Origin of the sequence: Kitasatospora sp. NPDC101157 (assembly GCF_044768255.1) — a bacterium.
Lineage (GTDB): Bacteria > Actinomycetota > Actinomycetes > Streptomycetales > Streptomycetaceae > Kitasatospora.
Genome location: NZ_JBIWPL010000001.1, coordinates 718,069 through 742,134 on the forward strand (window position 1 = coordinate 718,069; position 24,066 = coordinate 742,134).

Sequence of the window (24,066 nt, forward strand, 5' to 3'; positions counted from 1 at the left end):
CGTCGTACGGGAGTTCAGCAGGGAAGGGGGTCAGGCGGGCGGGTCCAGCCGGTAGCCGACGCCGCGCACGGTGCGGATCAGTGTCGGCGCGGAGGGCACGTCCTCGACCTTGGCCCGCAGCCGCTGCACGCAGGCGTCCACCAGGCGGGAGTCGCCGAGGTAGTCGTGCTCCCAGACCAGCCGCAGCAGCTGCTGGCGGGAGAGCGCCTGGCCGGGGCGGCGGCTGAGCTCCAGCAGCAGCCGCAGCTCGGTCGGGGTGAGCTGGAGGTCCTGGCCGTCCTTGGTGACGGTCATCGCGGCCCGGTCGATCACCACGCTGCCGTACGCGGAGGAGTCCGAGCTCTCCCGCTCGCCGCGCCGCAGCACCGCCCGGATCCTGGCGTCCAGGACGCGCGGCTGCACCGGCTTCACCACGTAGTCGTCGGCGCCGGACTCCAGGCCCACCACCACGTCGATGTCGTCCGAGCGTGCGGTGAGCAGGATGATCGGCAGCTGGTCGGTGCGGCGGATCCGACGGCAGACCTCGAAGCCGTCGATGCCGGGCAGCATGACGTCCAGCACGATCAGGTCGGGCCGCTGCTCCTTGAAGAGCCTCAGACCGTCCTCGCCGGAGGCGGCGGTGGCCACGCGGTGGCCCTGGCGGGTGAGGGCGAGTTCGAGGCCGGTGCGGATGGCGTCGTCGTCCTCGATCAGTAGGAGGAAAGGCACGGCCCCATTTTGGCCCACGGAAAGCGCCGAATCACCCCCCGGACCGGTCACCGCCCGTACGGGAACCGGAAAGACGGCCATCGGCGTCCGGTACGGAGGGAGCCGGACCGGGACGAAGGGCCCGGCCCTGTGACACCCCTGTGACAGTCGGCGGACAGCGCCATCACAACCGGCGGGCAGGATTTTCCATGTCGCCGCAGGACAGCGGGCCGCAAGGGCCGGCTGGAGGGCGGCAACAGGAACCGCTCGTACCGAACCAAGGGGGCGCACGATGAACGCCATGCTTCAGACCCGGACCAACCCGGCTGTCCGCACCGCGCGTTCGTCAGCGACCACCCACCGGACCCGGTACGAGGTCAGGACCGACGAGAACTCCGGTGCCGTGACCGTACGGGGGTGCGCGCACAGCACCGGTGGAAGCCCTGTCGCACGCCGGGTGAGCGGCGGCGGCAGGACGGGGGAGCTGTACGGGATCGGCCGACTGGGGAGTGCGGTCGACTCCGCCGGCACCCTCACGCTGCGGGGGATCCTCCCCGTCCGCGTCGAGGGCAAGGACAGCCGGGGGAACAACGGCCTGCGGGCGGTCGGTTCGGGGGAACCGACCGGTCGCGAGGCCGCCGGTGCGACGCTGCTGCGGCTGAACCCCGCACCGGCCCGCACCACCGAGGCGGGACAGGGAGACGCGCAGGGGGAGCACTCGGCCGTCGCGGAGGACCACATCACGGAGTTCACCGCGTACGTGCGCGAGCGCCGCGCCTCCCTGTACGCCACGGCGTACCACCTCACCGGTGACCGCTACGAGGCCGAGGACCTGCTGCAGAGCGCGCTCTTCAGCACCTACCGCGCCTGGGGCCGGATCACCGACAAGGCCGCGGTCGGGGGCTACCTCCGCCGCACCATGACCAACCTGCACATCTCCGCCTGGCGGCGCCGCAAGGTCAACGAGTACCCGACCGAGGAGCTGCCGGAGACGGCCGGCGACACCGACGCGATGGGCGGCACCGAGCTGCGCACCGTGCTCTGGCAGGCGCTGGCGAAGCTGCCGGAGAACCAGCGGACCATGCTGGTGCTGCGGTACTACGAGGGCAAGACCGACCCGGAGATCGCCGACGTGCTGGGGATCAGCGTCGGCACGGTCAAGAGCAGCATCTGGCGCGCCCTGCGCCGGCTGCGCGACGACGAGCACCTGAACAAGTCGGGCGACACCGTCCGGGCGTTCGGCGAGCTGGTCGCGTAGGACGCGTAGGACCAGGGGAACAGGACTCCCGTCGGGGGACGGGTAGCGGACGGTTGCGGTTCGGGGGCGCCGGCTCGGGGGAGCGGTGCCTGTGGGGAGCCGAGGCCGTTCGGCAGGCGACGGCCCGGTGCGGGGGAGACGCACCGGGCCCGTCGTCGTTCTCGTGTCCCGTCGCGGCTCGGACCGCCCGTGGTGGTTCGGACCGCCCGTCGCGGGTCAGACCGCGGAGAGCTCCCGCGGCCCGGCCGCCGCGCGGACCCGCCGCTCGGCCTCCGCCCCGGCGCACGGGTACGAGCCCAGCTCCACCTGCCGGCCGACGATGGCCCGCTCGGCCCGCATCAGCCGGAAGCCCCGGCGCACCAGCACCGGCAGCGACTTGCGGCCCTCGCGGACGTCCCGGCGCAGCCGGCGCCAGGCCGTCGTGAGCGCGCCGTTGCGCAGGCACAGGGCGTCCCCGAGCAGGCCCTCGGTCGCGCACTCGGCGACGATCTCGGCGGCGAATATGCCCTCGGCGATGAACGCGGTCGCGCCGCCCAGGTCCAGCGGGCGGGTGGAGACCCGGCCGTTGTCCGGGATCGAGTACACCGGCACCTCGGTGCGCCCGTGCTCGTACAGGGCGCGGATGGCGGCCACCGCCTGGTCGCGGTGCCAGGCGAGCGGGGAGTCCCAGTCCACGGCGCCGTCGGGCAGCCGGGGCAGGGTGGGGTCGTCCCCGTCCTTGTAGAAGTCGTCCAGCTGGAGAACCGGCAGCCCGCTGCGCTCGGCCAGCGAGGACTTCCCCGATCCGGAGGGCCCGGAGAGCAGGATCACCCGGGCATGGGCCGTCGGCGCGGGATTCATGGGGGAGTCACTCACGGGACACCAGTCTGACGCATCCCGGCCGGTTACCGAAACCGGTCGGTCAGACCTTTCCGGCGGCGTCCGGACCGGCCAGGGCGAGGCGCAGCAGCGGCAGATAGCGGCTGTCGACCTGGAGGTGGACCGGCCGGCCGCCCCGGGGCGGTTCGTAGCCGGTGGCGGCCCAGTCCTGGCTGTGCCAGGTCACGGGTTCGGGGTCGTGGAAGGTGCCGCCGACGGGCAGGTCGACGGGGCCGAGGGCGCGGGAGCCGAAGGTGACCGTGCGCGAACCGGGGGTGATGTGCAGCTTGCCGTTGACGTACGCGCGTGGCCAGCCGGGCCGCTCGGAGCGGGCCGAGCACGGGACCCGTACGGGCCGGCCGGCGGCCAGGCGCCTGCGGGTGCGGGAGACGTGCCACCGACGCAGGAGGCCGTCCGCGAACAGCGGCATCAGCTCGGCGATCAACTCTCCCACGGCGCCCCCTCGTTCCGTTCTGGTGAAGGTTCCGGCAAAGGTCCCGGTACGGAGGATTGTGCTCCGTGGGCGCCCGCCCCGGGGATCACCGAAAGTCGAAGCGCGCGATGACGAAAGTCGACGGACCCGCGCCAGGGGGGGAGAGGCGCGGGTCCGTCCAATGACCGCCCGGGCCCTGGGGGGAGAGGGCACTGGGGACGGCCAGTCTGTGGAGTTGTGACGCGGTGGAGCCGGGAGGTCAGATCCCCATCGGGTGCCAGACCGTCTTCGTCTCCAGGAACGAGAGTAGCCGGTCCGTACCGGGCGCATTGGTCCAGTCCTGGGCGAACGGGTCCAGCTCCGGACGGACCACCCGCTTCAGGGTATCGGCGGCGGCGGCCTCCAGGGCGGACGCCGCGCCGGGGCCGTCGGCGGCGATGGCCCCGGTGAGGTCCAGCGCGTTGACGTCCTGGTGCGAGGCCAGCGTGGGGGCGATGTCCGCGGTACGGCCCGAGATGATGTTGACCACGCCGCCCGGGACGTCCGAGGTGGCGAGCACCTCGCCCAGCGACAGCGCGGGCAGCGGGGCGTCCGCGGCGGCCGCGACCACGACCGTGTTGCCGGTGGCGATCGCCGGGGCGATCACCGAGACCAGGCCGAGCAGCGAGTGCCCGTAGCCGGCCTGCGGGGCGACGATCCCGACCACGCCGGTCGGCTCCGGGGTGGAGAGGTTGAAGTACGGCCCGGCGACGGGGTTGGCGCCGCCCGCGATCTGGGCGACCTTGTCCGTCCAGCCGGCGTACCAGACCCAGCGGTCGATCGCGGCGTCCACCAGCGCGGCGGCCTTCTTGGGGCCGATGCCCTCGGAGAGCGACACCTCGGCGGCGAACTGCTCGCGGCGGCCCTGCAGCATCTCGGCCACCCGGTACAGCACCTGGCCGCGGTTGTACGCGGTGGTGCCGGCCCAGCCCTTGACCGCCGCGCGGGCGGCCAGGACGGCGTCACGGGTGTCCTTGCGGGTGCCCAGCGGTGCGTTGGCGAGCCACTCGCCCTTTGAGTCGGTCACCTCGTACACCCGCCCGCTCTCGGAGCGCGGGAACTTCCCGCCGACGTACAGCTTGTAGGTCTTGAGGACGTCAAGACGCGCGAAGGTCGTGTCAGACATCGAGGTAGGCCTCCAGACCGTGGCGGCCACCCTCGCGGCCGTAGCCCGACTCCTTGTAACCGCCGAACGGCGAGGTCGGGTCGAACTTGTTGAAGGTGTTGGCCCAGACCACGCCGGCCTTGAGCCTGTTGGCCATCCAGAGGATGCGCGAGCCCTTCTCCGTCCAGATGCCGGCGGAGAGGCCGTACGGGGTGTTGTTGGCCTTCGCGACCGCCTCTTCGGGGGTGCGGAAGGTCAGCACCGAGAGCACCGGGCCGAAGATCTCCTCCTGGGCGATCCGGTGGGCCTGGCTGACGCCGGTGAACAGGGTCGGCTTGAACCAGAAGCCGGTGCCCGGGAGTTCGCACTCCGGCGACCAGCGGTCCGCGCCCTCGGCCTCGCCGGCGTCGGTCAGCTCGGTGATCCTGGCCAGCTGGGCGGCCGAGTTGATCGCGCCGATGTCGGTGTTCTTGTCCAGCGGGTCGCCGACGCGCAGGGTGGCCATCCGGCGCTTCAGGGCGTCCAGCACCTCGTCCTGGACGGACTCCTGGACCAGCAGGCGCGAGCCCGCGCAGCAGACGTGGCCCTGGTTGAAGAAGATGCCGTTGACGATGCCCTCGACCGCCTGGTCGATCGGCGCGTCGTCGAAGACGATGTTGGCGGCCTTGCCGCCCAGCTCCAGCGACAGCTTCTTGCGGCTGCCGGCGAGCTGCTTGGCGATCGCCCGGCCGACCGGGGTGGAGCCGGTGAAGGCGACCTTGTTGACGTCCGGGTGCGCGGTGAGCGCGGCGCCGGTGCGGCCGTCACCGGTGACGATGTTGACGACGCCCTTCGGCAGACCGGCCTGGCGGCAGATCTCGGCGAAGCGCAGGGCCGTCAGCGGGGTGGTCTCGGCTGGCTTCAGGACGACCGTGTTACCGGTCGCCAGGGCGGGCGCGATCTTCCACGCCAGCATCATCAGCGGGAAGTTCCACGGGATGACCTGGCCGGCCACGCCCAGCGGGCGCGGGTTGGCGCCGAAGCCCGCGTAGTCCAGCTTGTCCGCCCAGCCCGCGTAGTAGAAGAACCACGCGGCGACGGTCGGGATGTCGAAGTCGCGGGTCTCGCGGATCGGCTTGCCGTTGTCCATCGACTCCAGGACGGCCAGCTCGCGGCCGCGCTCCTGGATGATCCGGGCGATCCGGAACAGGTACTTGGCGCGCTCGCTGCCGGGCAGCGACGACCAGTCGGCGAAGGCCTTGCGGGCGGCGGCGACGGCGCGCTCGACGTCCTCGTCGGTGCCCTGGGCGAACTCGGCGAGCACCTGCTCGGTGGCCGGGTTGACCGTCTTCAGGGCCTCGCTGCCGGAGGAGTCGACGAACTCGCCGCCGATGAAGTGGCCGTAGGAGGTGGCGATGTCGCCCGCGGCGGCCGGGGACTCCGGGGCCGGGGCGTAGGCGAAGAGGCCTCCGGCCGGCTTGGCCGCGGGCTCTTCGATGTTCTTCTTCTTGGCCATGGTGATCAGTCCACCGTCACGTAGTCGGGGCCGGAGTAGCGGCCGGTGGCCAGCTTCTGGCGCTGCATCAGCAGGTCGTTGAGCAGGCTGGAGGCGCCGAAGCGGAACCAGTGCGGGGTCAGCCAGTCGTCGCCGAGCGTCTCGTTGACCATCACCAGGTACTTCATGGCGTCCTTGGTGGTCTTGATGCCGCCGGCCGGCTTCACGCCGACCTGGACGCCGGTGGCGGCGCGGAAGTCGCGGACCGCCTCCAGCATCAGCAGGGTGACCGGCGGGGTCGCGTTGACGGTGACCTTGCCGGTGGAGGTCTTGATGAAGTCGGCGCCGGCCAGCATCGCCAGCCAGGAGACGCGGCGCACGTTGTCGTACGTCTGCAGCTCGCCGGTCTCGAAGATCACCTTGAGGTGGGCGTAGCTGCCGTCCGGGCGCTTGCACGCCTCCTTGACGGCGACGATCTCGTTGTAGACGTCGAAGTAGCGGCCGGAGAGGAAGGCGCCGCGGTCGATCACCATGTCGATCTCGTCGGCGCCGGCGGCCACCGCGTCGGCGGTGTCGGCGAGCTTGACCGGGAGGGCGGCGCGGCCGGCCGGGAAGGCGGTGGCGACCGAGGCGACCTGGATGTCGGTGCCGCGCAGGGCGTCCTTGGCGGTGGCGACCATGTCCGGGTAGACGCAGATGGCGGCGACGCGCGGGGTGGTCGGGTCGGTCGGGTCGGGGGTCCTGCCCTTGGCGCACAGGGCGCGCACCTTGCCGACCGTGTCCGCGCCCTCCAGCGTGGTCAGGTCGATCATGGAGATCGCCAGGTCGATGGCATAGGCCTTCGCCGTGGTCTTGATCGAGCGGGTACCGAGGGAGGCGGCGCGGGCTTCGAGGCCGACCTGGTCGACGCCGGGCAGGCCGTGCAGGAAGCGGCGGAGCGAGGCCTCGGACGCCGCAACGTCCGCGAGGCCGCTGCCCGCAACGCCGGGGGCATTGGCTGCAACAGTGGACATAGTCACCAGACCAGCATATCTACGCGCGTAGTCGACCGCTAGGGCGACCAGTATTCCGGCGCTCTTTCGTGGCCGGACCGAGACCTCGGCCACCCGGCGCACCGGCCCGCCATTCGTGGCCGGACCGAGACCCGCTGGTGAGGGGTGCATGGGGCAGAATCGACGCCATGACCGAATCCGACGGCAAGCCCCACCAGGGCCCGGCCGCCCCCGGCGGGGAACCCGAGTACGCGGACCGCGTGTACCGCTCCGTCCCCGGCGTGATCTCCGGCGTGCTCCTGCTCGCCGTCGCCGCCTGGCTGATCGGCGACGCGGTGGTGACGGGCACCGGCAAGACCCCGTACGTCGCCCTCGCCGCGGTGCCGGTGTTCGCCTTCCCGGTGATCGCTTACACGCTGCGCCCGGCGGTGTTCGCCGGCAGCGACCGCCTGGTCGTCCGCAACCCGTGGCGCACCATCACCGCCCCCTGGGCCTCGGTCGCCGCGCTGCGCGCCGGGTACTCCGTCGAGCTGCTGGCCGGCGAGAAGAAGTACCAGGTGTGGGCCGTCCCGGTCTCGCTGCGCCAGCGCAAGCGCGCCACCCGGGCCCAGAGCCGCAGCAACGCCGAGCACGCCTCCCGGACGGGGCTGGGGCTGGGACTCGCCGGCCGGACCAACCCGGTCGTCCAGGGCGCCCCCGACCCCACCCGCGCCTGGTCCGACCAGGTGACGGACGTCCTCCAGGAGATGGCCGAGCGCAACGCCACCCGCCCCGGCGCCGCCGGGCCCGTGGTCGTCCGCTGGTGCTGGTGGGTGATCGTCCCCGCGCTGGCGGGCCTGGTCGCCCTGATCACGGTGATCGTCGTCTGACCCCGAACACGCGGAAGGGCCCGCCGGTACGCGACCGGCGGGCCCTTCCGCGCTACGCCATCGGGGCCGTCAGATGCCCGCGGCCTCGGCGAGGTCGCGCTTGACGGCTGCCAGCAGCTCGGCGGCGCGCTCGCGGGCGGCGGCCAGGTCGGCGGCCGTGGCGACCGGGAGGACGACCTCCAGGTAGCACTTGAGCTTGGGCTCGGTGCCGGACGGGCGGACCACGATCCGGGCCGAGCGGACCGGGTCGCCGGCCAGGTAGTAGCGCAGGCCGTCGGTGGGCGGCAGGTCGTCGGAGCCGGCCGAGAGGTCGTCGGCGCGGGTGACGGTCAGGCCGGCCAGGACGGTCGGCGGCTGCTCGCGCAGGCGGCGCATGGCGTCGGCGATCAGCGAGAGGTCCTGCACCCGGACGGACAGCTGGTCGGTGGCGTGCAGGCCGTGCTCCAGCGCCAGGTCGTCCAGCAGGTCGCTCAGGGTGCGGCCGGACTGCTTGAGGGTCGCGGCGAGCTCGGCGACCAGCAGGGCGGCGGTGATGCCGTCCTTGTCCCGGACGCCCTGGGGGTCGACGCAGTAGCCGAGCGCCTCCTCGTAGCCGTAGCGCAGGCCCTCGGCGCGGGAGATCCACTTGAAGCCGGTCAGCGTCTCGGCGTACGCCAGGCCCGCGGCCTCGGCGATCCGGCCGAGCAGGGTGGCGGAGACGATGGTGGTGGCGAAGGTGCCCTCGGCCTTCTTGGCGACCAGCGCGGAGCCCAGCAGCGCGCCGACCTCGTCGCCGCGCAGCATCCGCCAGCCGGCGGAGCCGTTGCCGCCGCCCGCCGCGTTGCCGTTGGTCGGGACGGCCACCGCGCAGCGGTCGGCGTCCGGGTCGTTGGCGATCACGATGTCGGGGCCGACGGCGGCGGCGGTGCGGAAGGCGAGGTCCATCGCCCCGGGCTCCTCCGGGTTGGGGAAGGCCACGGTCGGGAAGTCCGGGTCGGGCTCGGCCTGCTCGGCGACCACGGTCGGCGCCGGGAAGCCGGCCCGGCGGAAGGCGGCGACCAGGGTGTCGCGGCCGACGCCGTGCATCGGGGTGTAGACCACGTCCAGCTCGCGCGGGCTGCGCTCGTCGACGATGGAGACGGCCCGGGTCAGGTAGGCCTCGATGACGTCCTCGCCGAGCACCTCCCAGCCCTCCTCGGCGCGCGGGACGTCGTTCAGCGAGCCGATCGCGTCGATCCGGGCGGCGATCCCGGCGTCGGCCGGCGGGACGATCTGCGAGCCGTCGCCCAGGTAGACCTTGTAGCCGTTGTCCTGCGGCGGGTTGTGGCTGGCGGTGACGGTCACGCCGGCGGCCGCGCCCAGGTGGCGGATCGCGAAGGCCAGCACCGGGGTCGGCAGCGGGCGGGGCAGCAGCGCGGCGCGCAGGCCCGCCCCGACCACCACGGCGGCGGTGTCGCGGGCGAAGTCGTACGACTTGTGCCGGGCGTCGTAACCGATCACGACCAGGTCGCCGAGGCCCTGCTCCTTGACGTACGCGACCAGGCCGGCGGCGGCCCGGATCACCACGGCGCGGTTCATCCGCATCGGGCCGGCGCCGAGTTCGCCGCGCAGGCCGGCCGTGCCGAACTGGAGGCGGTCGGAGAAGCGCTCGGCGAGCTCGGACCAGGCGAGCGCGTTGTCCTCCTCGGCCTCCGGGCCCTCGGCCCGGGCCAGCAGCGCGGTCAGCTCCTCGCGGGTCTGCGGGTCGGGGTCCTCGGCCAGCCAGGTACGGGCCCGGGCGAGGAGGTCGGTGGTGGGTGCCTGCGTCATTTGCCTGCTCCATCGGGAAGTGCGTCGGGATGTCGGCCGGAGGGTTCCGCGCGAAGGGGGAGAAGAGGTGGGCACAAGCGGACGGGGCCCGCGGGACGGCGTGATCAGCGGATCACGCGCCCGTGGGCCCCGTCACTCATGATTCTGCGCCCGGCAGGCGTCAGATCCGCTCCAGGACCTTCGCCAGCAGCTCGCCCATGCGCTCGGCGGAGGCCTTGCCGGCCTCCAGGACCTCTTCGTGGTTGAGCGGCTCGCCGGTCATGCCGGCGGCCAGGTTGGTGACCAGGGAGATGCCCAGCACCTCGGCGCCGGCCTCGCGGGCGGCGATGGCCTCCAGGGTGGTCGACATGCCGACCAGCTCGCCGCCGATCACCCGGGCCATGTTGACCTCGGCCGGGGTCTCGTAGTGCGGGCCGCGGAACTGGACGTAGACGGCCTCGTCCAGGCTCGGGTCGACCTCGCGGCACAGCGCGCGCAGGCGCTTGGAGTACAGGTCGGTGAGGTCGACGAAGTTGGCGCCGACGATCGGGGAGTCCGCGGTCAGGTTGATGTGGTCGCTGATCAGGACCGGCTGGCCCGGGGTCCAGCCCTGGCGCAGACCGCCGCAGCCGTTGGTCAGGACGATGGTGCCGCAGCCGGCCGCGGCGGCGGTGCGCACGCCGTGGACGACGGTGGCCACGCCGTGGCCCTCGTAGTAGTGGTTGCGGCCGAGGAAGATCAGGGCGCGCTTGTCGCCGATCTTCACCGAGCGGATCTTGCCGGCGTGGCCGGCCACGGCGGGGGCGGGGAAGCCCGGGAGCTCGGTGACCGGGAACTCGGCCACGGTCTCGCCCAGGGCGTCGGCGGCCGGCACCCAGCCGGAGCCCATCACCAGGGCGACGTCGTGCCGCTCGGCACCGGTCAGCTCGCGCAGGCGCTCGGCGGCGGCCTGGGCGGCGGCGTAGGGGTCGGCGGAGACGACCGACTGAGGAGAAGCGTTCACGGGAACGAGGATAGACGGCTTTCGGCTACGCGCGTAGAAGATCCGCGTACGGCATGCCGGATCGTTACCCGGTTGTCCCGAAAACACAGCTCGGCGGCGTCCTGCGGGCGACCGGGTCTGTCGATACGCACAGCCGGGCGGGCTTGCGCTCAGCAGGGACGGCGGCGCAGGTCCAGCACGTAGTCGTCCGGGGCCCCGGCGCTCTCGGCGGCGTCGGCGATCAGGCCGAGGTAGCGGGCCGCGGGCAGGCCGCCCTCGTAGTCGTTGAGCACGTACGTCCAGACCGGGATGTCCCCGTCCAGGGTCTGCGCGCGCAGCCTGATCTTGCGGTAGATGCCGAGCTGGACGCCCTCCCAGCGGTCGAGGCCCTCCTCGTCCATCGGCGCGATGTCGTAGAGGGAGACGAAGACCTGGTCCTTCTCGTCCTCGACGACGGTGGCCAGCGAGCCCTCCCAGCCGAGCTGCTCGCCGCCGAAGGTGAGCCGCCAGCCGTCCAGCCACCCCGTGCCGCGGAGCGGGGAGTGCGGGGCTCGGCGGGTCATCTGCCGGGCATCGAGGTTGGTGGCATACGCGGCGTAAAGGGGCATGGGTGCCAGCGTAGCCCGGTCGGCGCACGGTCCGGGGTGACTGGAGGAAGGTACCGAGCGCGGACCCCGTTGTGGCGGCGCTCCCGGCGTGCGGGACAATGGGGTACGTGACTCGGATCGTGATCATCGGTGGCGGACCCGGCGGCTACGAGGCGGCGCTGGTGGCCGCTCAGCTCGGCGCGGAGGTGACCGTCGTCGACCGCGACGGCCTGGGCGGATCGGCGGTGCTCACGGACTGCGTGCCGTCGAAGACCCTGATCGCGACCGCGGAGGTGATGACCACCTTCGACAGCTCGTACGAGGAGCTGGGCATCACGGTCGACCGGGACGGCGCCGGGGCCCGCGAGAACAAGGTCATCGGCGTGGACCTGGGCAAGGTCAACCGCCGTGTGAAGCGCCTGGCGATCGCGCAGTCCCACGACATCACCCAGTCCGTCACCCGGGCCGGGGTCACCGTGCTGCGCGGCCGCGGCCGGCTCGGCGCCGGCGGGCAGGCCGTGGACGGCTCCCGCGAGGTGCTGGTGGACGCCCCCGACGGCACCGTGCACTCGCTGCGCGCCGACGCGGTGCTGATCGCCACCGGCGCCCACCCGCGCGAACTGCCGGACGCCCAGCCGGACGGCGAGCGGATCCTGACCTGGACCCAGGTGTACGACCTGGAGGAGCTGCCGCGCGAGCTGATCGTGGTCGGTTCCGGCGTCACCGGCGCCGAGTTCGCCGGCGCGTACCAGGCGCTCGGCTCCAAGGTCACCCTGGTCTCCAGCCGCGACCGGGTGCTGCCCGGTGAGGACCCGGACGCCGCCGAGGTGCTGGAGGACGTCTTCCGCCGCCGCGGCATGAACGTGATGGGCCGTTCGCGGGCCGAAACGGTCAAGAGGATCGGCGACCGGGTCGAGGTCACCCTCTCCGACGGCACGGTGATCGAGGGCACCCACTGCCTGATGGCGGTCGGTTCGATCCCCAACACCGCGGACATGGGCCTGGAGGAGGCCGGGGTCAAGCTCAACGACTGGGGCCAGATCCAGGTCGACCGGGTCTCCCGCACCAGCGCCCCGGGCGTCTACGCGGCCGGCGACTGCACCGGCGTCTTCATGCTCGCCTCGGTGGCGGCCATGCAGGGCCGGATCGCCATGTACCACGCGCTCGGTGACGCGGTGCAGCCGCTGAACCTGAAGACCGTGGCCTCCAACGTCTTCACCGACCCGGAGATCGCCACCGTCGGCTACACCGCGGCCGATGTGGAGTGCGGCAAGATGGACGCTGTCGTGGTCAAGCTGCCGCTGCGCGGCAACCCGCGGGCGAAGATGCAGGGCATCCGGGACGGCTTCGTGAAGCTGTTCTGCCGCCCGGGCACCGGCATCGTGGTCGGCGGCGTGGTCGTCGCCCCGCGGGCCAGCGAGCTGATCCACCCGATCGCGCTCGCGGTGGACGCCAATCTGACGGTCGAACAGGTGGCCAGCGCCTTCACCGTCTACCCCTCGGTCTCCGGCTCGACCGCCGAGGCCGCCCGGCAGCTGCACATCCGCAAGCGGTCCGCCGGCGAATCCTGAGCCCGAAGCGCACAGTTGGGGGCGGCTGCCGATCGGCGGCCGCCCTTCGCGCGGGCATGGCCATCACCCGGACGGCGGGCGCAGTTCCGGGTTGTTGACGGCGCGTATTGTACGGTCACGCGCCGCTCTTGCGTGAGCAATTCCCGCTACCAGCTGCAAACGCCTGAAAGCAGACGGTCACGCAGGTTACCGTCGGTTCTGTGTTTGCAGCAGAACGTCGCCAGTTGATCCTCGAAATGGTGCGCGCCAACGGAGCGGTCTCGCTCCGGGAGTTGGCCCGCGTCGTCCAGACCTCCGAAGTGACCGTGCGCCGTGACGTGCGGGCGCTGGAGGCAGAAGGGCTCCTCGACCGCCGGCACGGCGGCGCGGTGCTCCCCGGCGGCTTCAGCCGCGAACCCGGCTACCCGCAGAAGACCCATCTGTCCGCGGCGGAGAAGAGCGCCATCGCGGACCTCGCCGCCGGACTGGTGGAGGAGGGCGACGCGGTGGTGGTCGGCGCCGGCACCACCACCCAGGAACTGGCCCGTCGGCTGGCCCGGGTGCCCGGGCTGACCGTGGTCACCAACTCGCTGCTGGTCGCCCAGGCGCTGGCGCACGCCAACCGGGTCGAGGTGGTGATGACCGGCGGCACCCTGCGCGGCTCCAACTACGCCCTGGTGGGCAGTGGCGCCGAGCAGTCGCTGCAGGGGTTGCGGGTCACCAAGGCCTTCATCTCCGGCAGCGGGCTGACCGCCGAGCGCGGGCTGTCGACCGCGAACATGCTGTCCGCGAGCGTGGACCGGGCAATGGTGCTGGCGGCCGCCGAGGTCATCGTCCTCGCCGACCACACCAAGCTCGGCGCGGCCGGCATGTTCCAGACCGTCGCCACCGAGACCATCACCCGGCTGGTCACCGACGAGCAGGCCACCGCCGACGACGCCACCGCCCGCGAGCTGGACGCGCTGGCCGACTGCGGGGTGCAGATCGACCTCGCCCCGCTCGGCGTCGCCACCGGCGGGGAGGCCCCGGTGCACGGCACCGGCAGCGGTCCGGTGCACCAGACCCAGCCCGGACCGATGGGCCGTCGGCCCGTCCCCCCGCCCGGTGGCGCCCCGCTGCCCGGCCAGCGCCGCCCCGGCACCCACGGCGGGCCGGTGGGCCCGGGCGGGATGCCGGTCCGGCTGGCCGAGATGGGCCTGCCGCGCGGGCGCTGAGCCCGGAAACCCGAACGGTCCGTACTCCTTCGAAGGGAGTACGGACCGTTCGGAAATTGACGGACGCGGTGTCAGGGCCTGATCCGCGTCGGTCGGATCGGGGTCAGTCCTTGATCTCGCACAGCGCGGCGCCGCTGCTGACGCTCCCGCCGACCTCGGCCTTGAGGCCGACGACGGTGCCCGCCTTGTGCGCGTTCAGCGGCTGCTCCATCTTCATCGCCTCCAGGACCACGATCAGCTCGCCCTCGGCGACGACCTGGCCCTCCTCGACGGCGACCTTGACGATGGTGCCCTGCATCGGCGAGGCCAGGGTGTCGCCGCTGAGGGCCGAACCGGCCTTCTTGGCGCCCACCCGGCGCTTGGCCTTGGCCGCGCCCGTGGCACCGGCCGCCGGGGCCGTCGAGACGCCCAGCGAGGACGGCAGCGAGACCTCGATCCGCTTGCCGCCGACCTCGACGACGACGGTCTCCCGGGTCTCGGCCTCCTCGGCCTCGCCGGCCGCGCCGACGAACGCCGGGATGGTGTTGTTGAACTCGGTCTCGATCCAGCGGGTGTAGATCTTGAACGGCTCGTCGCTGCCGTGCACCTCGGGCGCGAACGCCGGGTCGGTGACGACGGCCTGGTGGAACGGGATGGCGGTCGCCATGCCCTCGACCCTGAACTCGTTCAGCGCGCGCCTGGCCCGCTCCAGGGCCTGCTTGCGGTCACGGCCGGAGACGATCAGCTTGGCCAGCAGGGAGTCCCAGGCCGGGCCGATGACCGAGCCGGTCTCCACGCCGGAGTCCAGGCGCACGCCCGGGCCGGACGGCGGGGAGAACAGCGTCACGGTGCCCGGCGCGGGCAGGAAGTTGCGGCCCGGGTCCTCGCCGTTGATGCGGAACTCGAAGGAGTGGCCGCGCACCTCCGGGTCGCCGTAGCCGAGCTCCTCGCCGTCGGCGATCCGGAACATCTCGCGGACCAGGTCGAGCCCGGTGACCTCCTCGGTGACCGGGTGCTCGACCTGCAGACGGGTGTTGACCTCCAGGAAGGAGATCGTGCCGTCCAGCGCGACCAGGAACTCGCAGGTCCCGGCGCCCTCGTAGCCGGCCTCCTTGAGGATGGCCTTGGAGGCGCGGTACAGCTCGGCGTTCTGCGCCTCGGTCAGGAACGGCGCGGGCGCCTCCTCGACCAGCTTCTGGTGGCGGCGCTGCAGCGAGCAGTCACGGGTGGAGACGACCACCACGTTGCCGTGCTTGTCCGCGAGGCACTGGGTCTCCACGTGCCGCGGGTTGTCCAGGTAGCGCTCGACGAAGCACTCGCCGCGACCGAAGGCGGCGACCGCCTCGCGCACGGCGGAGTCGTACAGCTCCGGGATCTCCTCCAGGGTGCGGGCGACCTTGAGGCCGCGGCCGCCGCCGCCGAAGGCCGCCTTGATGGCGACCGGCAGGCCGTGCTCCCGGGCGAACTCGACGACCTCGTCGGCACCCGAGACCGGGTCCGGGGTGCCGGCCACCAGCGGGGCGCCGGCGCGCTGGGCGACGTGACGGGCGGTGACCTTGTCACCGAGGTCCCGGATGGCCTGCGGCGGCGGGCCGATCCAGGTCAGGCCCGCGTCGATGACGGCCTGGGCGAAGTCGGCGTTCTCCGACAGGAACCCGTAGCCGGGGTGAACGGCGTCGGCGCCGGAGTCCTCGGCGGCCTTCAGGACCTTCGCGATGTCCAGGTAACTGGTGCCGGGGGTGTCACCGCCCAGCGCGTAAGCCTCGTCGGCCGCGCGGACGTGCAGCGCATCCCGGTCCGGCTCGGCGTAGACGGCGACGCTGGCGATACCGGCGTCCGAGCAGGCCCGGGCGACGCGGACGGCGATTTCCCCGCGGTTGGCGATGAGCACCTTGCGCACTGTGGCTCCCTTCTTGAACCTCGTTGAGTTTATGGATTCCTGGGCAGTACCGGCGAGTAGCCCCAGGTTGTGAACTATCCCACACGGACCGTGATGGTTTTTCCGGCCCGATCCGCGAGCCGGAGGAAGACTCCGCAGGTCGCGGCCGGTGCGGTCGGGCGGGCCCGGGCGACGGTGGGTGACCGGGCGGCGGCGTGGCGGGACGGTGGCATGGGACACACCCTCGCGCGGCCCGCTCAGGCCGCGGTCGAGCCGGCCGGTGCGGCGGCCGGAGGGCGTCGCAGCGCCTCGGCCGTCACGTCGGCCGCCAGCTCGACCATGTCCGGCCCGTAGGCCTCCGGGTTGACCACCCGCAGGACCAGGGCGAAGGTGCCGTCGCGGCCGTGCCGGCGGGCGAGCTCGCGGTGGTGCGCCACCAGGTGGCGGACGCCGGCCTGGTTGGCGGTGCCGGTCTGGCCGGCGATCAGGAACACCGGGCGGCCGCCGTCCGGCGTGGCGATCCGGGCGAGCAGGGTGTGGGTCCGGTCTGGCTCGACGGCGAACTCCTGGTCGCCCGCCACGATCACGTTGCTGCCCGGGCCGGGGCCGGAGGTGATCACCAGGCCGGGCAGGCCCCAGGCCAGGTGGGCGGCCGTCCGCTCGTTGCTGACCGGACCGCCCAGGCACAGCTCGGTCTTGGCGCCCAGGCCGCGCTGCGCGGCGTCGTGGGCGACCAGTTCGGGGCGGGCGCCGCACTCCTCGACCAGCCCGGCCAGCCACATCAGGGCGTAGGCGTCCCGGCGGGTCACGGTGTGGGCGTGCGAGCCCGTACCGACGCTGCGGGGCACCACGATCAGGCACTCGCTGCCGGACGGCAGCCCGAGGAAGGCCCGCACCCGCTCCACCCGGCGGCGCCGCCGCAGGGCCTGCGCCAGCCAGCCGAGGCCGGCACTGATGGCGCTGGCCACCAGGCCGAGCAGCACGTTGAGCACGTTGTCGTTCATCGCCGCGTTTCCCTCCCCCGTCGAACGCGGGTCAGCTTAGGGCCTCAACGGCCGGATGCGGCAGGTTACTTGGTCCACAGGTCGGTGATGCGCAGGTCCAGGTCGGCGAGCAGGCGGCGCAGCAGCGGCAGCGACAGGCCGATGACGTTGCCCGGGTCGCCGTCGATGCCGTCGATGAACGGCGCCGAGCGGCCGTCCAGGGTGAACGCCCCGGCCACGTGCAGCGGTTCGCCGGAAGCGACGTAGGCGGCCACCTCCTCGTCGTCCGGGGTGCCGAAGCGGACGGTGGTGGAGGCCGTGGCGGAGGCCTGCCGGCCGGTCGCGGTGTCGATCACGCAGTGGCCGGTGCGCAGCACCCCGTCGCGGCCGCGCATGGACCGCCAGCGGGCGAGTGCCTCCGCGGCGTCGGCGGGCTTGCCGAGGGCCAGGCCGTCCAGCTCCAGGACGGAGTCGCAGCCGATCACCAGCTCGCCGTCGGTCAGTCCGGCGGCGACGGCCTTCGCCTTGGCCTCGGCCAGGACGAGGGCGAGTTCACCGGGGGTGGCGGCGCTGATCGCGTCCTCGTCGACGCCGCTGACCACCACGCGGGGGTCGAGGCCCGCCTGACGCAGCAGCCCGAGGCGGGCGGGGGAGGCGGAGGCGAGGACGAGGGCGCGCTGGTCGGTCATGCCCACCAGAGTAGGGGGTGGGGCCGAAGGGGTGGAGCTGTCGCCGTTCGGGTGAACGGCTCAGGTGAAGAACCGGCTGAGCATGATCAGCACGGAGCCCACCAGCACGATCGCGGCGAGCACCTTGCCGGACCGCTGCATCCGCTCCTGCATGCGACGGGCCTCGGGCGAGGGCCCGTCCTCGGGGTCTGACCAGAGCACCCGTCCAGAGTGCGCTGCGGGTGGGCCCGGACGCCTGAGTATCCGTACTCAGTTTCGGGCAAAGCGGGCGGCGGAACGGGGCGCCCGGGAGTACGGAACGGCCCGGAGCGGGACGTCGGACGGGCCGACCTCCCACTCCGGGCCGCTGGTGACTAGTGCGCCCAGCCGGACGTCCGCCAGGCGTTGACGCCCGGGCGGACGGCGGGGCGGAGCAGGCGGGAACGGTCGTTCCAGGGGGAGGCCGGGCCGACGCCGGCCAGACGCGCCGCCTCGGCGGCGGCCTGCGCGGCGGCGGCCCGGGCCTGGACCACCGCCAGGACGGTGGCGAGCTCCTCGGGGGTCGGCTGCCCGTGCAGCACGTGGATCGGGGACATGGCTGGTTCTCTCCCGAGAGGGACGGGGCCTACAGGGGGATGTTGCCGTGCTTCTTGGGCGGCAGCACCTCGCGCTTGCCGCGCAGCGCCCGCAGGCCCCGGACGATGTGCCGACGGGTCTCGCTCGGGGCGATCACCGCGTCGACGTAGCCGCGCTCGGCGGCCAGGTACGGGTTGAGCAGGGTGTCCTCGTACGAGGCGATCAGCTCGGCGCGCTTCTCGTCGGCGGTGCCGGCCGCCTCGGCCTCGGCGATCTCCCGGCGGTGCAGGATGTTGACCGCGCCCTGCGCGCCCATCACGGCGATCTGCGCGGTCGGCCAGGCCAGGTTGAGGTCGGCGCCCAGGTGCTTGGAGCCCATGACGTCGTACGCGCCGCCGAAGGCCTTGCGGGTGATCACGGTGATCAGCGGGACGGTGGCCTCGGCGTAGGCGTAGATCAGCTTGGCGCCGCGGCGGATGATGCCGTCCCACTCCTGCTCGGTGCCGGGCAGGAAGCCGGGCACGTCGACGAAGGTCAGCACCGGGATGTTGAAGGAGTCGCAGGTGCGGATGAAGCGCGCGGCCTTCTCGCTGGCGTTGATGTCCAGGCAGCCGGCCAGGTCCATCGGCTGGTTGCCGACGATGCCCACCGACTGGCCCTCGACCCGGCCGAAGCCGGTGATGATGTTCCCGGCGAACAGCGGCTGGGTCTCCAGGAACTCGCCGTCGTCGACGATGTGCTCGATCACCTTGTGCATGTCGTACGGCTGGTTGGCCGAGTCCGGCACGATGGTGTCGAGTTCGAGGTCCTCGTCGGTGAGCGTGAGGTCCGCCTGCTCGGGGTAGGACGGCGGGTCGCTCAGGTTGTTGGAGGGCAGGTACGAGAGCAGGCTCTTGACGTACTCGACGGCCTCCTTCTCGTCCGTGGCCAGGTAGTGGGCGTTGCCGGACTTGGTGTTGTGGGTGCGGGCGCCGCCCAGCTCCTCCATGCCGACGTCCTCGCCGGTCACGGTCTTGATCACGTCCGGACCGGTGATGAACATGTGCGAGGTCCGGTCGGCCATCACCACGAAGTCGGTGATCGCGGGGGAGTAGACCGCGCCGCCGGCGCAGGGGCCCATGATCAGCGAGATCTGCGGGATGACGCCCGAGGCGTGCACGTTGCGGCGGAAGATCTCGCCGTACAGGCCGAGCGAGACCACGCCCTCCTGGATCCGCGCACCGCCGGAGTCGTTGATGCCGATGACCGGGCAGCCGGTCTTCAGCGCGAAGTCCATCACCTTGACGATCTTCTCGCCGAAGACCTCGCCGAGCGAGCCGCCGAAGACGGTGAAGTCCTGGGCGAAGACGGCGACCTGACGGCCGTCCACGGTGCCGTAACCGGTCACCACGCCGTCGCCGTAGGGCCGGTTCTTCTCCTGGCCGAAGTTGGTCGAGCGGTGCCGGGCGAACTCGTCGAACTCGACGAAGGAGTCCTCGTCCAGCAGCTCGACGACCCGCTCGCGGGCGGTCAGCTTGCCCTTGGCGTGCTGCTTCTCCACGGCCTTGGCGGAGCCGGAGTGCACCGCCTCGTCGAGCCTGCGCCGCAGGTCGGCGAGCTTGCCGGCGGTGGTGTGGGGGTCGTACGGCGCCTCGGTCATCCGGTGGCTCTCCCTGATCATCGGCCGCGACCTGTTCGATTGCGCGCGGGCCGGAGACGGGGCCCGCGCAGGAGGGCAGGGCGGCGCTGCGAACTACCGCTGCGTAGCGTAACCATCGCGCCGGGCGATCCGTCATGTCCTGGCGTTATGGTCATCGACACAGTGTGTCAACGAGCGTTCTGCGGGACGATGGTGCGGACTGCGCCCCCGTGGTCCGTCCTGCCGGTGGGCCGTCCTGGTCCTAGGGTTGCCACCATGACCGCACCCGACACCCCCCGCCGCAGCGGACTGCGCGGCTTCGGCCGTACCGGACCGTCCCCCTGGACCGACCTGGACCGGCCGCCGCTGGACCAGGAGGTGCTGCGCCGCGACCTGGTCGTGCCGGGCGGGCTCTGGACCTCGCTGGACGTCCTGCCCGAGACCGGCTCGACCAACAGCGACCTCGCCGAGCGGGCCCGGGCCGGTGCGCCGCAGGGCGCGGTGCTGGTCGCCGAGGCGCAGAGCGCCGCGCGCGGCCGGCTGGACCGGCAGTGGACCGCCCCGGCCCGCTCCGGGCTGTTCCTGTCCTTCCTGCTGCGCCCCGAGGAGGTGCCGGTCGAGCGGTACGGCTGGCTGCCGATCCTGGTCGGGGTGGCCGCCGCCAGCACCCTCGGCCGGGTGGCCGGGGTCGAGGTCGGGCTGAAGTGGCCCAACGACCTCCAGACGGAGATCGACGGCGCGGAGCGCAAGCTCGGCGGCATCCTCACCGAGCTCAGCGCCGGTGCGGTGGTGGTCGGGATGGGCCTGAACGTGTCGCTGCGCGCCGCCGAACTGCCCGTCCCCACCGCCGGCTCGCTCGCCCTGGCCGGCGCCACGACCACCGACCGGTCCGTCCTGCTGCGCGCGCTGCTGCGCGAGTTCGCCGGGCTGTACCGCGAGTGGACGGCGGCGGCCGGGGACCCGCACGCCAGCGACCTGCTGCGCGCGTACGTGGACCGCTGCAGCACGCTCGGCCGTCAGGTGAAGGTGCACCTGCCCGGGGACCAGGAGCTGGTCGGCGAGGCGGTGGCGATCGACGGGGACGGCCGGCTGGTGGTCCGGACGGCCGACGGCGCACGCCGGGCGGTCGGCGCGGGGGACGTGGTGCACGTCCGCCCCGAGCCGCGCTGAACGGCAGTCTTCACCTCTCCTTGACCCGGGCGGATGCTCCGGATCACGGGATTCCGTGCGAACATTCCACCTGGCAGCGGTGTGAGGCGCGCCACTGTCCGCCCGGGTGGCGGGCGGTGCGCCCGGACAGGTAGGACACGAGACAAGTGCGGCAACCGCACGGGGACGGACCGGTGGCAGAGGACGGCAGCAGCGGGACGGCGGGCAGCCACGACCCCACGGTCGCGCTCGAACTGGAACGCCTGATCCTGGACGCGCCACGCCGCTACACCCCGTACCAGGCCGCGCGCGCCGCCGACGTCCCGATGGAGCTGGCCACCCGGTTCTGGCGCGCCATGGGCTTCCCCGACATCGGCCAGTCCCGGGCGCTCACCGACGGCGACGTGATCGCGCTGCGGCGCTTGGCAGGCCTCGTCGAGTCCGGCCTGCTCAGCGAGTCGATGGCGATCCAGGTGGCCCGGTCGACCGGCCAGACCACGGCCCGGCTGGCCGGCTGGCAGATGGACACCTTCCTGGAGAACCTCACCCAGTCCGTCGAACCCGGGCTGACCCGGGCCGACGTCGCGTACCCGCTGGTCGAGCTGCTGCTGCCGGAGCTGGAGCAGTTCCTGGTGTACGTCTGGCGGCGCCAGCTGGCCGCCGTCACCGGCCGGGTGGTGCAGGCCGCCGAGGACAACGAGATCACCAGCGGGCGGCTCGCCGTCGGCTTCGCCGACCTGGTCGGCTTCACCCGGCTGTCGCGGCGGCTGGAGGAGGAGGAGCTCGGCGAGCTGGTCGAGACCTTCGAGAACACCTGCTCGGACCTGATCGCCGGGCAGGGCGGCCGGGTCATCAAGACCCTCGGCGACGAGATCCTCTACGTCACCGAGGACCCGGCCACCGCCGCCGAGATCGCGCTCAGCCTGATCGAGGCGCTGGCCGAGGACGACACCATCCCCGCGCTGCGGGTCGGCATGGCCTTCGGAACGGTCACCCAGCGGATGGGCGACGTCTTCGGCACCACCGTCAACCTGGCCAGCCGGCTCACGTCGATCGCACCCAAGGACGCGGTGCTGATCGACGGGGAGTTCGCCGCGGCGCTGGAGCAGAACGGCAGCGTCGGCCCGGCCGACTCGGAGGGGCCCGGCCTGGCGGAGGCGCTGTCGGTGGCGGCCGGGATGCCCGCCTCCGGGCTGCCGGTGCCCGGGCCGGACCCGGGGGCGCGGTTCCACCTGCAGCCGATGTGGCGGCGGCCGGTGCGGGGGCTGGGGCTGGTGGAGCCGTGGCTGCTGTCGCGACGGATGAAGGCGGAGTAGCCGGGAATCCGGGGTTCGGGTGCCGAACGGTCGAAAGCCGTACCGTCGGATGCGGGTCCATCCGGGCAAAACGGGGCATAACCGAACGAACTCGCCATAGTCTTGGTGCAAGCGGCCGGACGGGTGCGGCCGACCGGTGGGGGTCCGGCAGGACCGAGCACAGGGAGCGAGGCGAGCCGGTGAGCAGTGAGGCGATCATGACGGACCGCGGCTGCGACTGCGATGGCCCGCACCGCCCCGACCCGCTGCCCGACCTGCGGCTGCAGTCGGTGGTCGAACTGGCCCAGGACATGGCCGGGGCACTCACCCCGCTGGAGGCCGTCCGGGCCGCCGCGGCCCGGGCCACCGAGGCGCTCGGCGCCACCATGGCCGCGGTCTCGGTCTGGGACCGCGAGTCCGGCCGGCTGCGGGTGCTGGTCAACCACGGCGACCTCGCGCCCGGCGAGGAGGAACTGCCCGAGGACGAGTCGTACCCGGTCGCGGACTTCCCGGAGATCGTCACCTACCTGGAGGAGCGCTGGACCACCGGCCGGCTGCCGCGCGCCTGGCTGCAGACCGCCGAGAACGTCGAGCCGCACGCCGGGCACACCCACCCGACCGCCGGCGCGTACTGCCGGGAACGCGCCGCCGCGCTGCGCCGGCGCGGCCGGGCCTGCTGCGTGGTCGCGCCGATCGTGCTGCACGGGCAGGCCTGGGGCGAGCTGTACCTCGCCCGGGCGACCGGGATGCCCGAGTTCACCGAGGCCGACGCCGACTACGCGACCCTGCTCGCCGCCCAGGTCTCGGCCGGGCTCGCCCAGACCGAGCGCCTCGCCGACCTGCGCAAACTCGCCTTCTCCGACCCGCTCACCGGCCTCGCCAACCGGCGCGCCGTCGACGCCCGGCTGGAGAGCGCGCTGGCGGCGCACAACCGGGACAACACCGTGGTCACGCTGGTGGTCTGCGACGTCAACGGGCTGAAGCGGGTCAACGACCAGCTCGGCCACGAGATGGGCGACCGGCTGCTGGAACGGTTCGCCCACCAGCTGTCCCTGGCCGCCGCCAAACTGCCCGGCAGCCTGGCCGCCCGGCTCGGCGGCGACGAGTTCTGCCTGCTCACGGAAGGGCAGAAGGCCGACGAGGTGGTCGCCGTCGCCGAGGAGCTGTGCGCGCGGGCGCTCGCGCTGTCCGAGGGCGAGGGCGTCGCCTGCGGCGTCGCCTCCACCGGGGACTCCATCGGCCCGGTCACCACCCCCGACCGGCTCTTCCGGCTCGCCGACGCCGCCCAGTACCGCGCCAAGGCCGCCCGCGCCGCCCACCCCGTGGTCGCCGGGCGCAGCCACGGACCCGGCTTCTCGCCCGACCCCACCGTGCTGCTCGCCGACGCCGCCGACCCCCACCACCGCGCCGACGGGCGGCGCGGGCCCGGCGGACGGGCCGGTGCGGCCGACCGGCGGCGCTTCCGCGGCGCGGCCCACAGCGCCGACCCGGGACAGCTGCTCACCGCCGTCCTCTCGGCCCTCGACCAGGCCTCGGCCGCCCGGGCCGTCCACCCGGCCGACACCCTCGGCAAGCTGGTCGTCGTCGCCGAGACCTCCGCCCGGCTGCTCGACGCCGTCGGCTGGTGGGTCTCGTACGTCCCGCCCGGCTCCCACCTGATGCGCACCTCCCAGCACGCCGTCTACCGGATGACCAGCGGCCCCAGCAGTACCCGCGCCGAGACCCAGCGCGCCCAGATCGAGGCCCCCGACGCCGTCTTCGACCTCCGCCACTACCCGATGACCCGCCGGGCCGTCCGCGGCGGCGCGTTTGCGCTGCGCGCGGGCGCGGCGGGCAACGACCCGGCGGAGGAGGCGATGCTCGTCGTCTCCGGGTACCGCGGGATGGTTGCGGCCGGGGGGCAGAATCCGGCAGGGGGGTGGTTGGTGGAGCTGTTCGCGGATGATGCGACGTTGCCGTTGGGGCAGGCGGCTTGTGCGATGCGGGCGTTGGTGGCGGTTGCTCTGGCGGGGGCGGCTTCGCCTCCGGTGATGTGAGGTGGGGAGTGCTGTTGGGGGGTGTTGGTTGTTCGGGGGGCTTTCGGGAGGGTGGGTGACGCCGGGGG

At 73.0% G+C, this 24,066-nt stretch carries 21 protein-coding genes and 1 pseudogene; 7 read left to right on the forward strand and 15 right to left on the reverse strand.

What is annotated here, in order from left to right:
• Positions 1-30 precede the first annotated feature (30 nt).
• Positions 31-708: a response regulator transcription factor gene (locus tag ACIRVF_RS03285; protein WP_030257458.1), complete on the reverse strand. Its 678-nt coding sequence runs from the start codon at positions 706-708 to the stop codon at positions 31-33.
• A gap of 271 nt (positions 709-979) precedes the next feature.
• On the opposite strand from ACIRVF_RS03285, the gene ACIRVF_RS03290 reads away from it, so the two are divergent.
• Positions 980-1,945, forward strand: coding sequence for a SigE family RNA polymerase sigma factor (locus tag ACIRVF_RS03290; RefSeq protein ID WP_402812850.1), 966 nt, complete (start codon positions 980-982; stop codon positions 1,943-1,945).
• A gap of 216 nt (positions 1,946-2,161) precedes the next feature.
• Here the strand turns inward: ACIRVF_RS03290 and ACIRVF_RS03295 are convergent, their stop codons facing one another.
• The 5 genes from ACIRVF_RS03295 to deoC form a co-directional block, all read right to left on the reverse strand.
• Entirely contained in the window at positions 2,162-2,800 is a 639-nt protein-coding gene (locus ACIRVF_RS03295) for an ATP-binding protein (RefSeq protein WP_402812852.1), read from the reverse strand.
• Positions 2,801-2,846: 46 nt separating this feature from the next.
• A complete protein-coding gene (locus tag ACIRVF_RS03300) occupies positions 2,847-3,257 on the reverse strand; it encodes a hypothetical protein (protein ID WP_402812854.1) in 411 nt (136 codons plus the stop codon).
• A 238-nt stretch (positions 3,258-3,495) separates the two neighbouring features.
• Positions 3,496-4,401 carry an aldehyde dehydrogenase family protein gene (locus tag ACIRVF_RS03305; RefSeq protein ID WP_402812856.1) on the reverse strand — a complete coding sequence of 302 codons (906 nt, stop codon included), beginning with the start codon at positions 4,399-4,401 and terminating at the stop codon, positions 3,496-3,498.
• A complete protein-coding gene (locus ACIRVF_RS03310; protein WP_402812858.1) occupies positions 4,394-5,875 on the reverse strand; it encodes an aldehyde dehydrogenase family protein in 1,482 nt (493 codons plus the stop codon). The genes ACIRVF_RS03305 and ACIRVF_RS03310 overlap by 8 nt, the downstream gene beginning before the upstream one ends.
• A gap of 5 nt (positions 5,876-5,880) precedes the next feature.
• Entirely contained in the window at positions 5,881-6,867 is a 987-nt protein-coding gene (gene deoC / locus ACIRVF_RS03315) for a deoxyribose-phosphate aldolase (protein ID WP_402812991.1), read from the reverse strand.
• Between the two features lie 167 nt (positions 6,868-7,034).
• On the opposite strand from deoC, the gene ACIRVF_RS03320 reads away from it, so the two are divergent.
• A complete protein-coding gene (locus ACIRVF_RS03320; protein ID WP_402812859.1) occupies positions 7,035-7,715 on the forward strand; it encodes a PH domain-containing protein in 681 nt (226 codons plus the stop codon).
• 69 nt (positions 7,716-7,784) lie between these two features.
• Here ACIRVF_RS03320 and ACIRVF_RS03325 read toward each other — a convergent pair whose 3' ends face one another.
• From ACIRVF_RS03325 to ACIRVF_RS03335, 3 genes are all read right to left on the reverse strand, one after another.
• Positions 7,785-9,503, reverse strand: a complete 1,719-nt coding sequence (locus tag ACIRVF_RS03325) for a phospho-sugar mutase (protein ID WP_402812861.1) — start codon at positions 9,501-9,503, stop codon at positions 7,785-7,787.
• 160 nt (positions 9,504-9,663) lie between these two features.
• A complete protein-coding gene (locus ACIRVF_RS03330) occupies positions 9,664-10,485 on the reverse strand; it encodes a purine-nucleoside phosphorylase (protein ID WP_402812863.1) in 822 nt (273 codons plus the stop codon).
• Between the two features lie 149 nt (positions 10,486-10,634).
• Entirely contained in the window at positions 10,635-11,072 is a 438-nt protein-coding gene (locus ACIRVF_RS03335) for a gamma-glutamylcyclotransferase (protein WP_380422331.1), read from the reverse strand.
• Between the two features lie 98 nt (positions 11,073-11,170).
• Here ACIRVF_RS03335 and ACIRVF_RS03340 point away from each other — a divergent pair, with 98 nt between their 5' ends.
• Both ACIRVF_RS03340 and ACIRVF_RS03345 read left to right on the forward strand, forming a co-directional pair.
• A complete protein-coding gene (locus ACIRVF_RS03340; protein ID WP_402812866.1) occupies positions 11,171-12,622 on the forward strand; it encodes an NAD(P)H-quinone dehydrogenase in 1,452 nt (483 codons plus the stop codon).
• 200 nt (positions 12,623-12,822) lie between these two features.
• Positions 12,823-13,815, forward strand: a complete 993-nt coding sequence (locus tag ACIRVF_RS03345) for a DeoR/GlpR family DNA-binding transcription regulator (protein ID WP_402812868.1) — start codon at positions 12,823-12,825, stop codon at positions 13,813-13,815.
• Positions 13,816-13,918: 103 nt separating this feature from the next.
• On the opposite strand, the gene ACIRVF_RS03350 is transcribed toward ACIRVF_RS03345, so the two are convergent.
• The 6 genes from ACIRVF_RS03350 to ACIRVF_RS03375 form a co-directional block, all read right to left on the reverse strand.
• A complete protein-coding gene (locus ACIRVF_RS03350) occupies positions 13,919-15,694 on the reverse strand; it encodes an acetyl/propionyl/methylcrotonyl-CoA carboxylase subunit alpha (RefSeq protein WP_402812871.1) in 1,776 nt (591 codons plus the stop codon).
• A 236-nt stretch (positions 15,695-15,930) separates the two neighbouring features.
• On the reverse strand, positions 15,931-16,677 hold the full coding sequence (locus ACIRVF_RS03355) for a hypothetical protein (protein WP_402812874.1): 747 nt from the start codon (positions 16,675-16,677) through the stop codon (positions 15,931-15,933).
• A gap of 65 nt (positions 16,678-16,742) precedes the next feature.
• Positions 16,743-17,345 (reverse strand): nucleoside triphosphate pyrophosphatase, encoded by a 603-nt coding sequence (locus tag ACIRVF_RS03360; protein WP_402812877.1) that lies wholly within the window; start codon positions 17,343-17,345, stop codon positions 16,743-16,745.
• A gap of 60 nt (positions 17,346-17,405) precedes the next feature.
• Positions 17,406-17,546, reverse strand: coding sequence for a morphogenic membrane protein MmpB (mmpB, locus tag ACIRVF_RS03365; RefSeq protein WP_402812880.1), 141 nt, complete (start codon positions 17,544-17,546; stop codon positions 17,406-17,408).
• A 152-nt stretch (positions 17,547-17,698) separates the two neighbouring features.
• A complete protein-coding gene (locus tag ACIRVF_RS03370; RefSeq protein WP_360238004.1) occupies positions 17,699-17,920 on the reverse strand; it encodes an acyl-CoA carboxylase epsilon subunit in 222 nt (73 codons plus the stop codon).
• A gap of 29 nt (positions 17,921-17,949) precedes the next feature.
• The gene (locus ACIRVF_RS03375) at positions 17,950-19,560 is read right to left on the reverse strand and encodes an acyl-CoA carboxylase subunit beta (RefSeq protein ID WP_402812884.1); all 1,611 of its coding nucleotides are present in this window, start codon (positions 19,558-19,560) and stop codon (positions 17,950-17,952) included.
• A gap of 234 nt (positions 19,561-19,794) precedes the next feature.
• Here ACIRVF_RS03375 and ACIRVF_RS03380 point away from each other — a divergent pair, with 234 nt between their 5' ends.
• The 3 genes and pseudogenes from ACIRVF_RS03380 to ACIRVF_RS03390 form a co-directional block, all read left to right on the forward strand.
• Entirely contained in the window at positions 19,795-20,688 is an 894-nt protein-coding gene (locus tag ACIRVF_RS03380; RefSeq protein WP_402812887.1) for a biotin--[acetyl-CoA-carboxylase] ligase, read from the forward strand.
• Positions 20,689-20,861: 173 nt separating this feature from the next.
• Complete coding sequence (locus tag ACIRVF_RS03385) at positions 20,862-21,983, forward strand: adenylate/guanylate cyclase domain-containing protein (RefSeq protein ID WP_402812890.1); 1,122 nt, start codon at positions 20,862-20,864, stop codon at positions 21,981-21,983.
• Positions 21,984-22,273: 290 nt separating this feature from the next.
• Positions 22,274-23,431 (forward strand): annotated as a pseudogene (locus tag ACIRVF_RS03390) (diguanylate cyclase domain-containing protein); the annotation flags it as partial.
• Positions 23,432-24,066 lie beyond the last annotated feature (635 nt).

Bases quoted from the DNA above. Each gene is read 5' to 3' on its own strand.
- ACIRVF_RS03290 (WP_402812850.1), top strand. From the start codon at position 980: ATGAACGCCATGCTTCAGACCCGGACCAACCCGGCTGTCCGCACCGCG.
- ACIRVF_RS03305 (WP_402812856.1), bottom strand. From the start codon at position 4,401: ATGTCTGACACGACCTTCGCGCGTCTTGACGTCCTCAAGACCTACAAG.
- ACIRVF_RS03310 (WP_402812858.1), bottom strand. From the start codon at position 5,875: ATGGCCAAGAAGAAGAACATCGAAGAGCCCGCGGCCAAGCCGGCCGGA.
- deoC (WP_402812991.1), bottom strand. From the start codon at position 6,867: ATGTCCACTGTTGCAGCCAATGCCCCCGGCGTTGCGGGCAGCGGCCTC.
- ACIRVF_RS03320 (WP_402812859.1), top strand. From the start codon at position 7,035: ATGACCGAATCCGACGGCAAGCCCCACCAGGGCCCGGCCGCCCCCGGC.
- ACIRVF_RS03325 (WP_402812861.1), bottom strand. From the start codon at position 9,503: ATGACGCAGGCACCCACCACCGACCTCCTCGCCCGGGCCCGTACCTGG.
- ACIRVF_RS03335 (WP_380422331.1), bottom strand. From the start codon at position 11,072: ATGCCCCTTTACGCCGCGTATGCCACCAACCTCGATGCCCGGCAGATG.
- ACIRVF_RS03340 (WP_402812866.1), top strand. From the start codon at position 11,171: ATGGGGTACGTGACTCGGATCGTGATCATCGGTGGCGGACCCGGCGGC.
- ACIRVF_RS03355 (WP_402812874.1), bottom strand. From the start codon at position 16,677: ATGAACGACAACGTGCTCAACGTGCTGCTCGGCCTGGTGGCCAGCGCC.
- ACIRVF_RS03360 (WP_402812877.1), bottom strand. From the start codon at position 17,345: ATGACCGACCAGCGCGCCCTCGTCCTCGCCTCCGCCTCCCCCGCCCGC.
- ACIRVF_RS03370 (WP_360238004.1), bottom strand. From the start codon at position 17,920: ATGTCCCCGATCCACGTGCTGCACGGGCAGCCGACCCCCGAGGAGCTC.
- ACIRVF_RS03375 (WP_402812884.1), bottom strand. From the start codon at position 19,560: ATGATCAGGGAGAGCCACCGGATGACCGAGGCGCCGTACGACCCCCAC.
- ACIRVF_RS03380 (WP_402812887.1), top strand. From the start codon at position 19,795: ATGACCGCACCCGACACCCCCCGCCGCAGCGGACTGCGCGGCTTCGGC.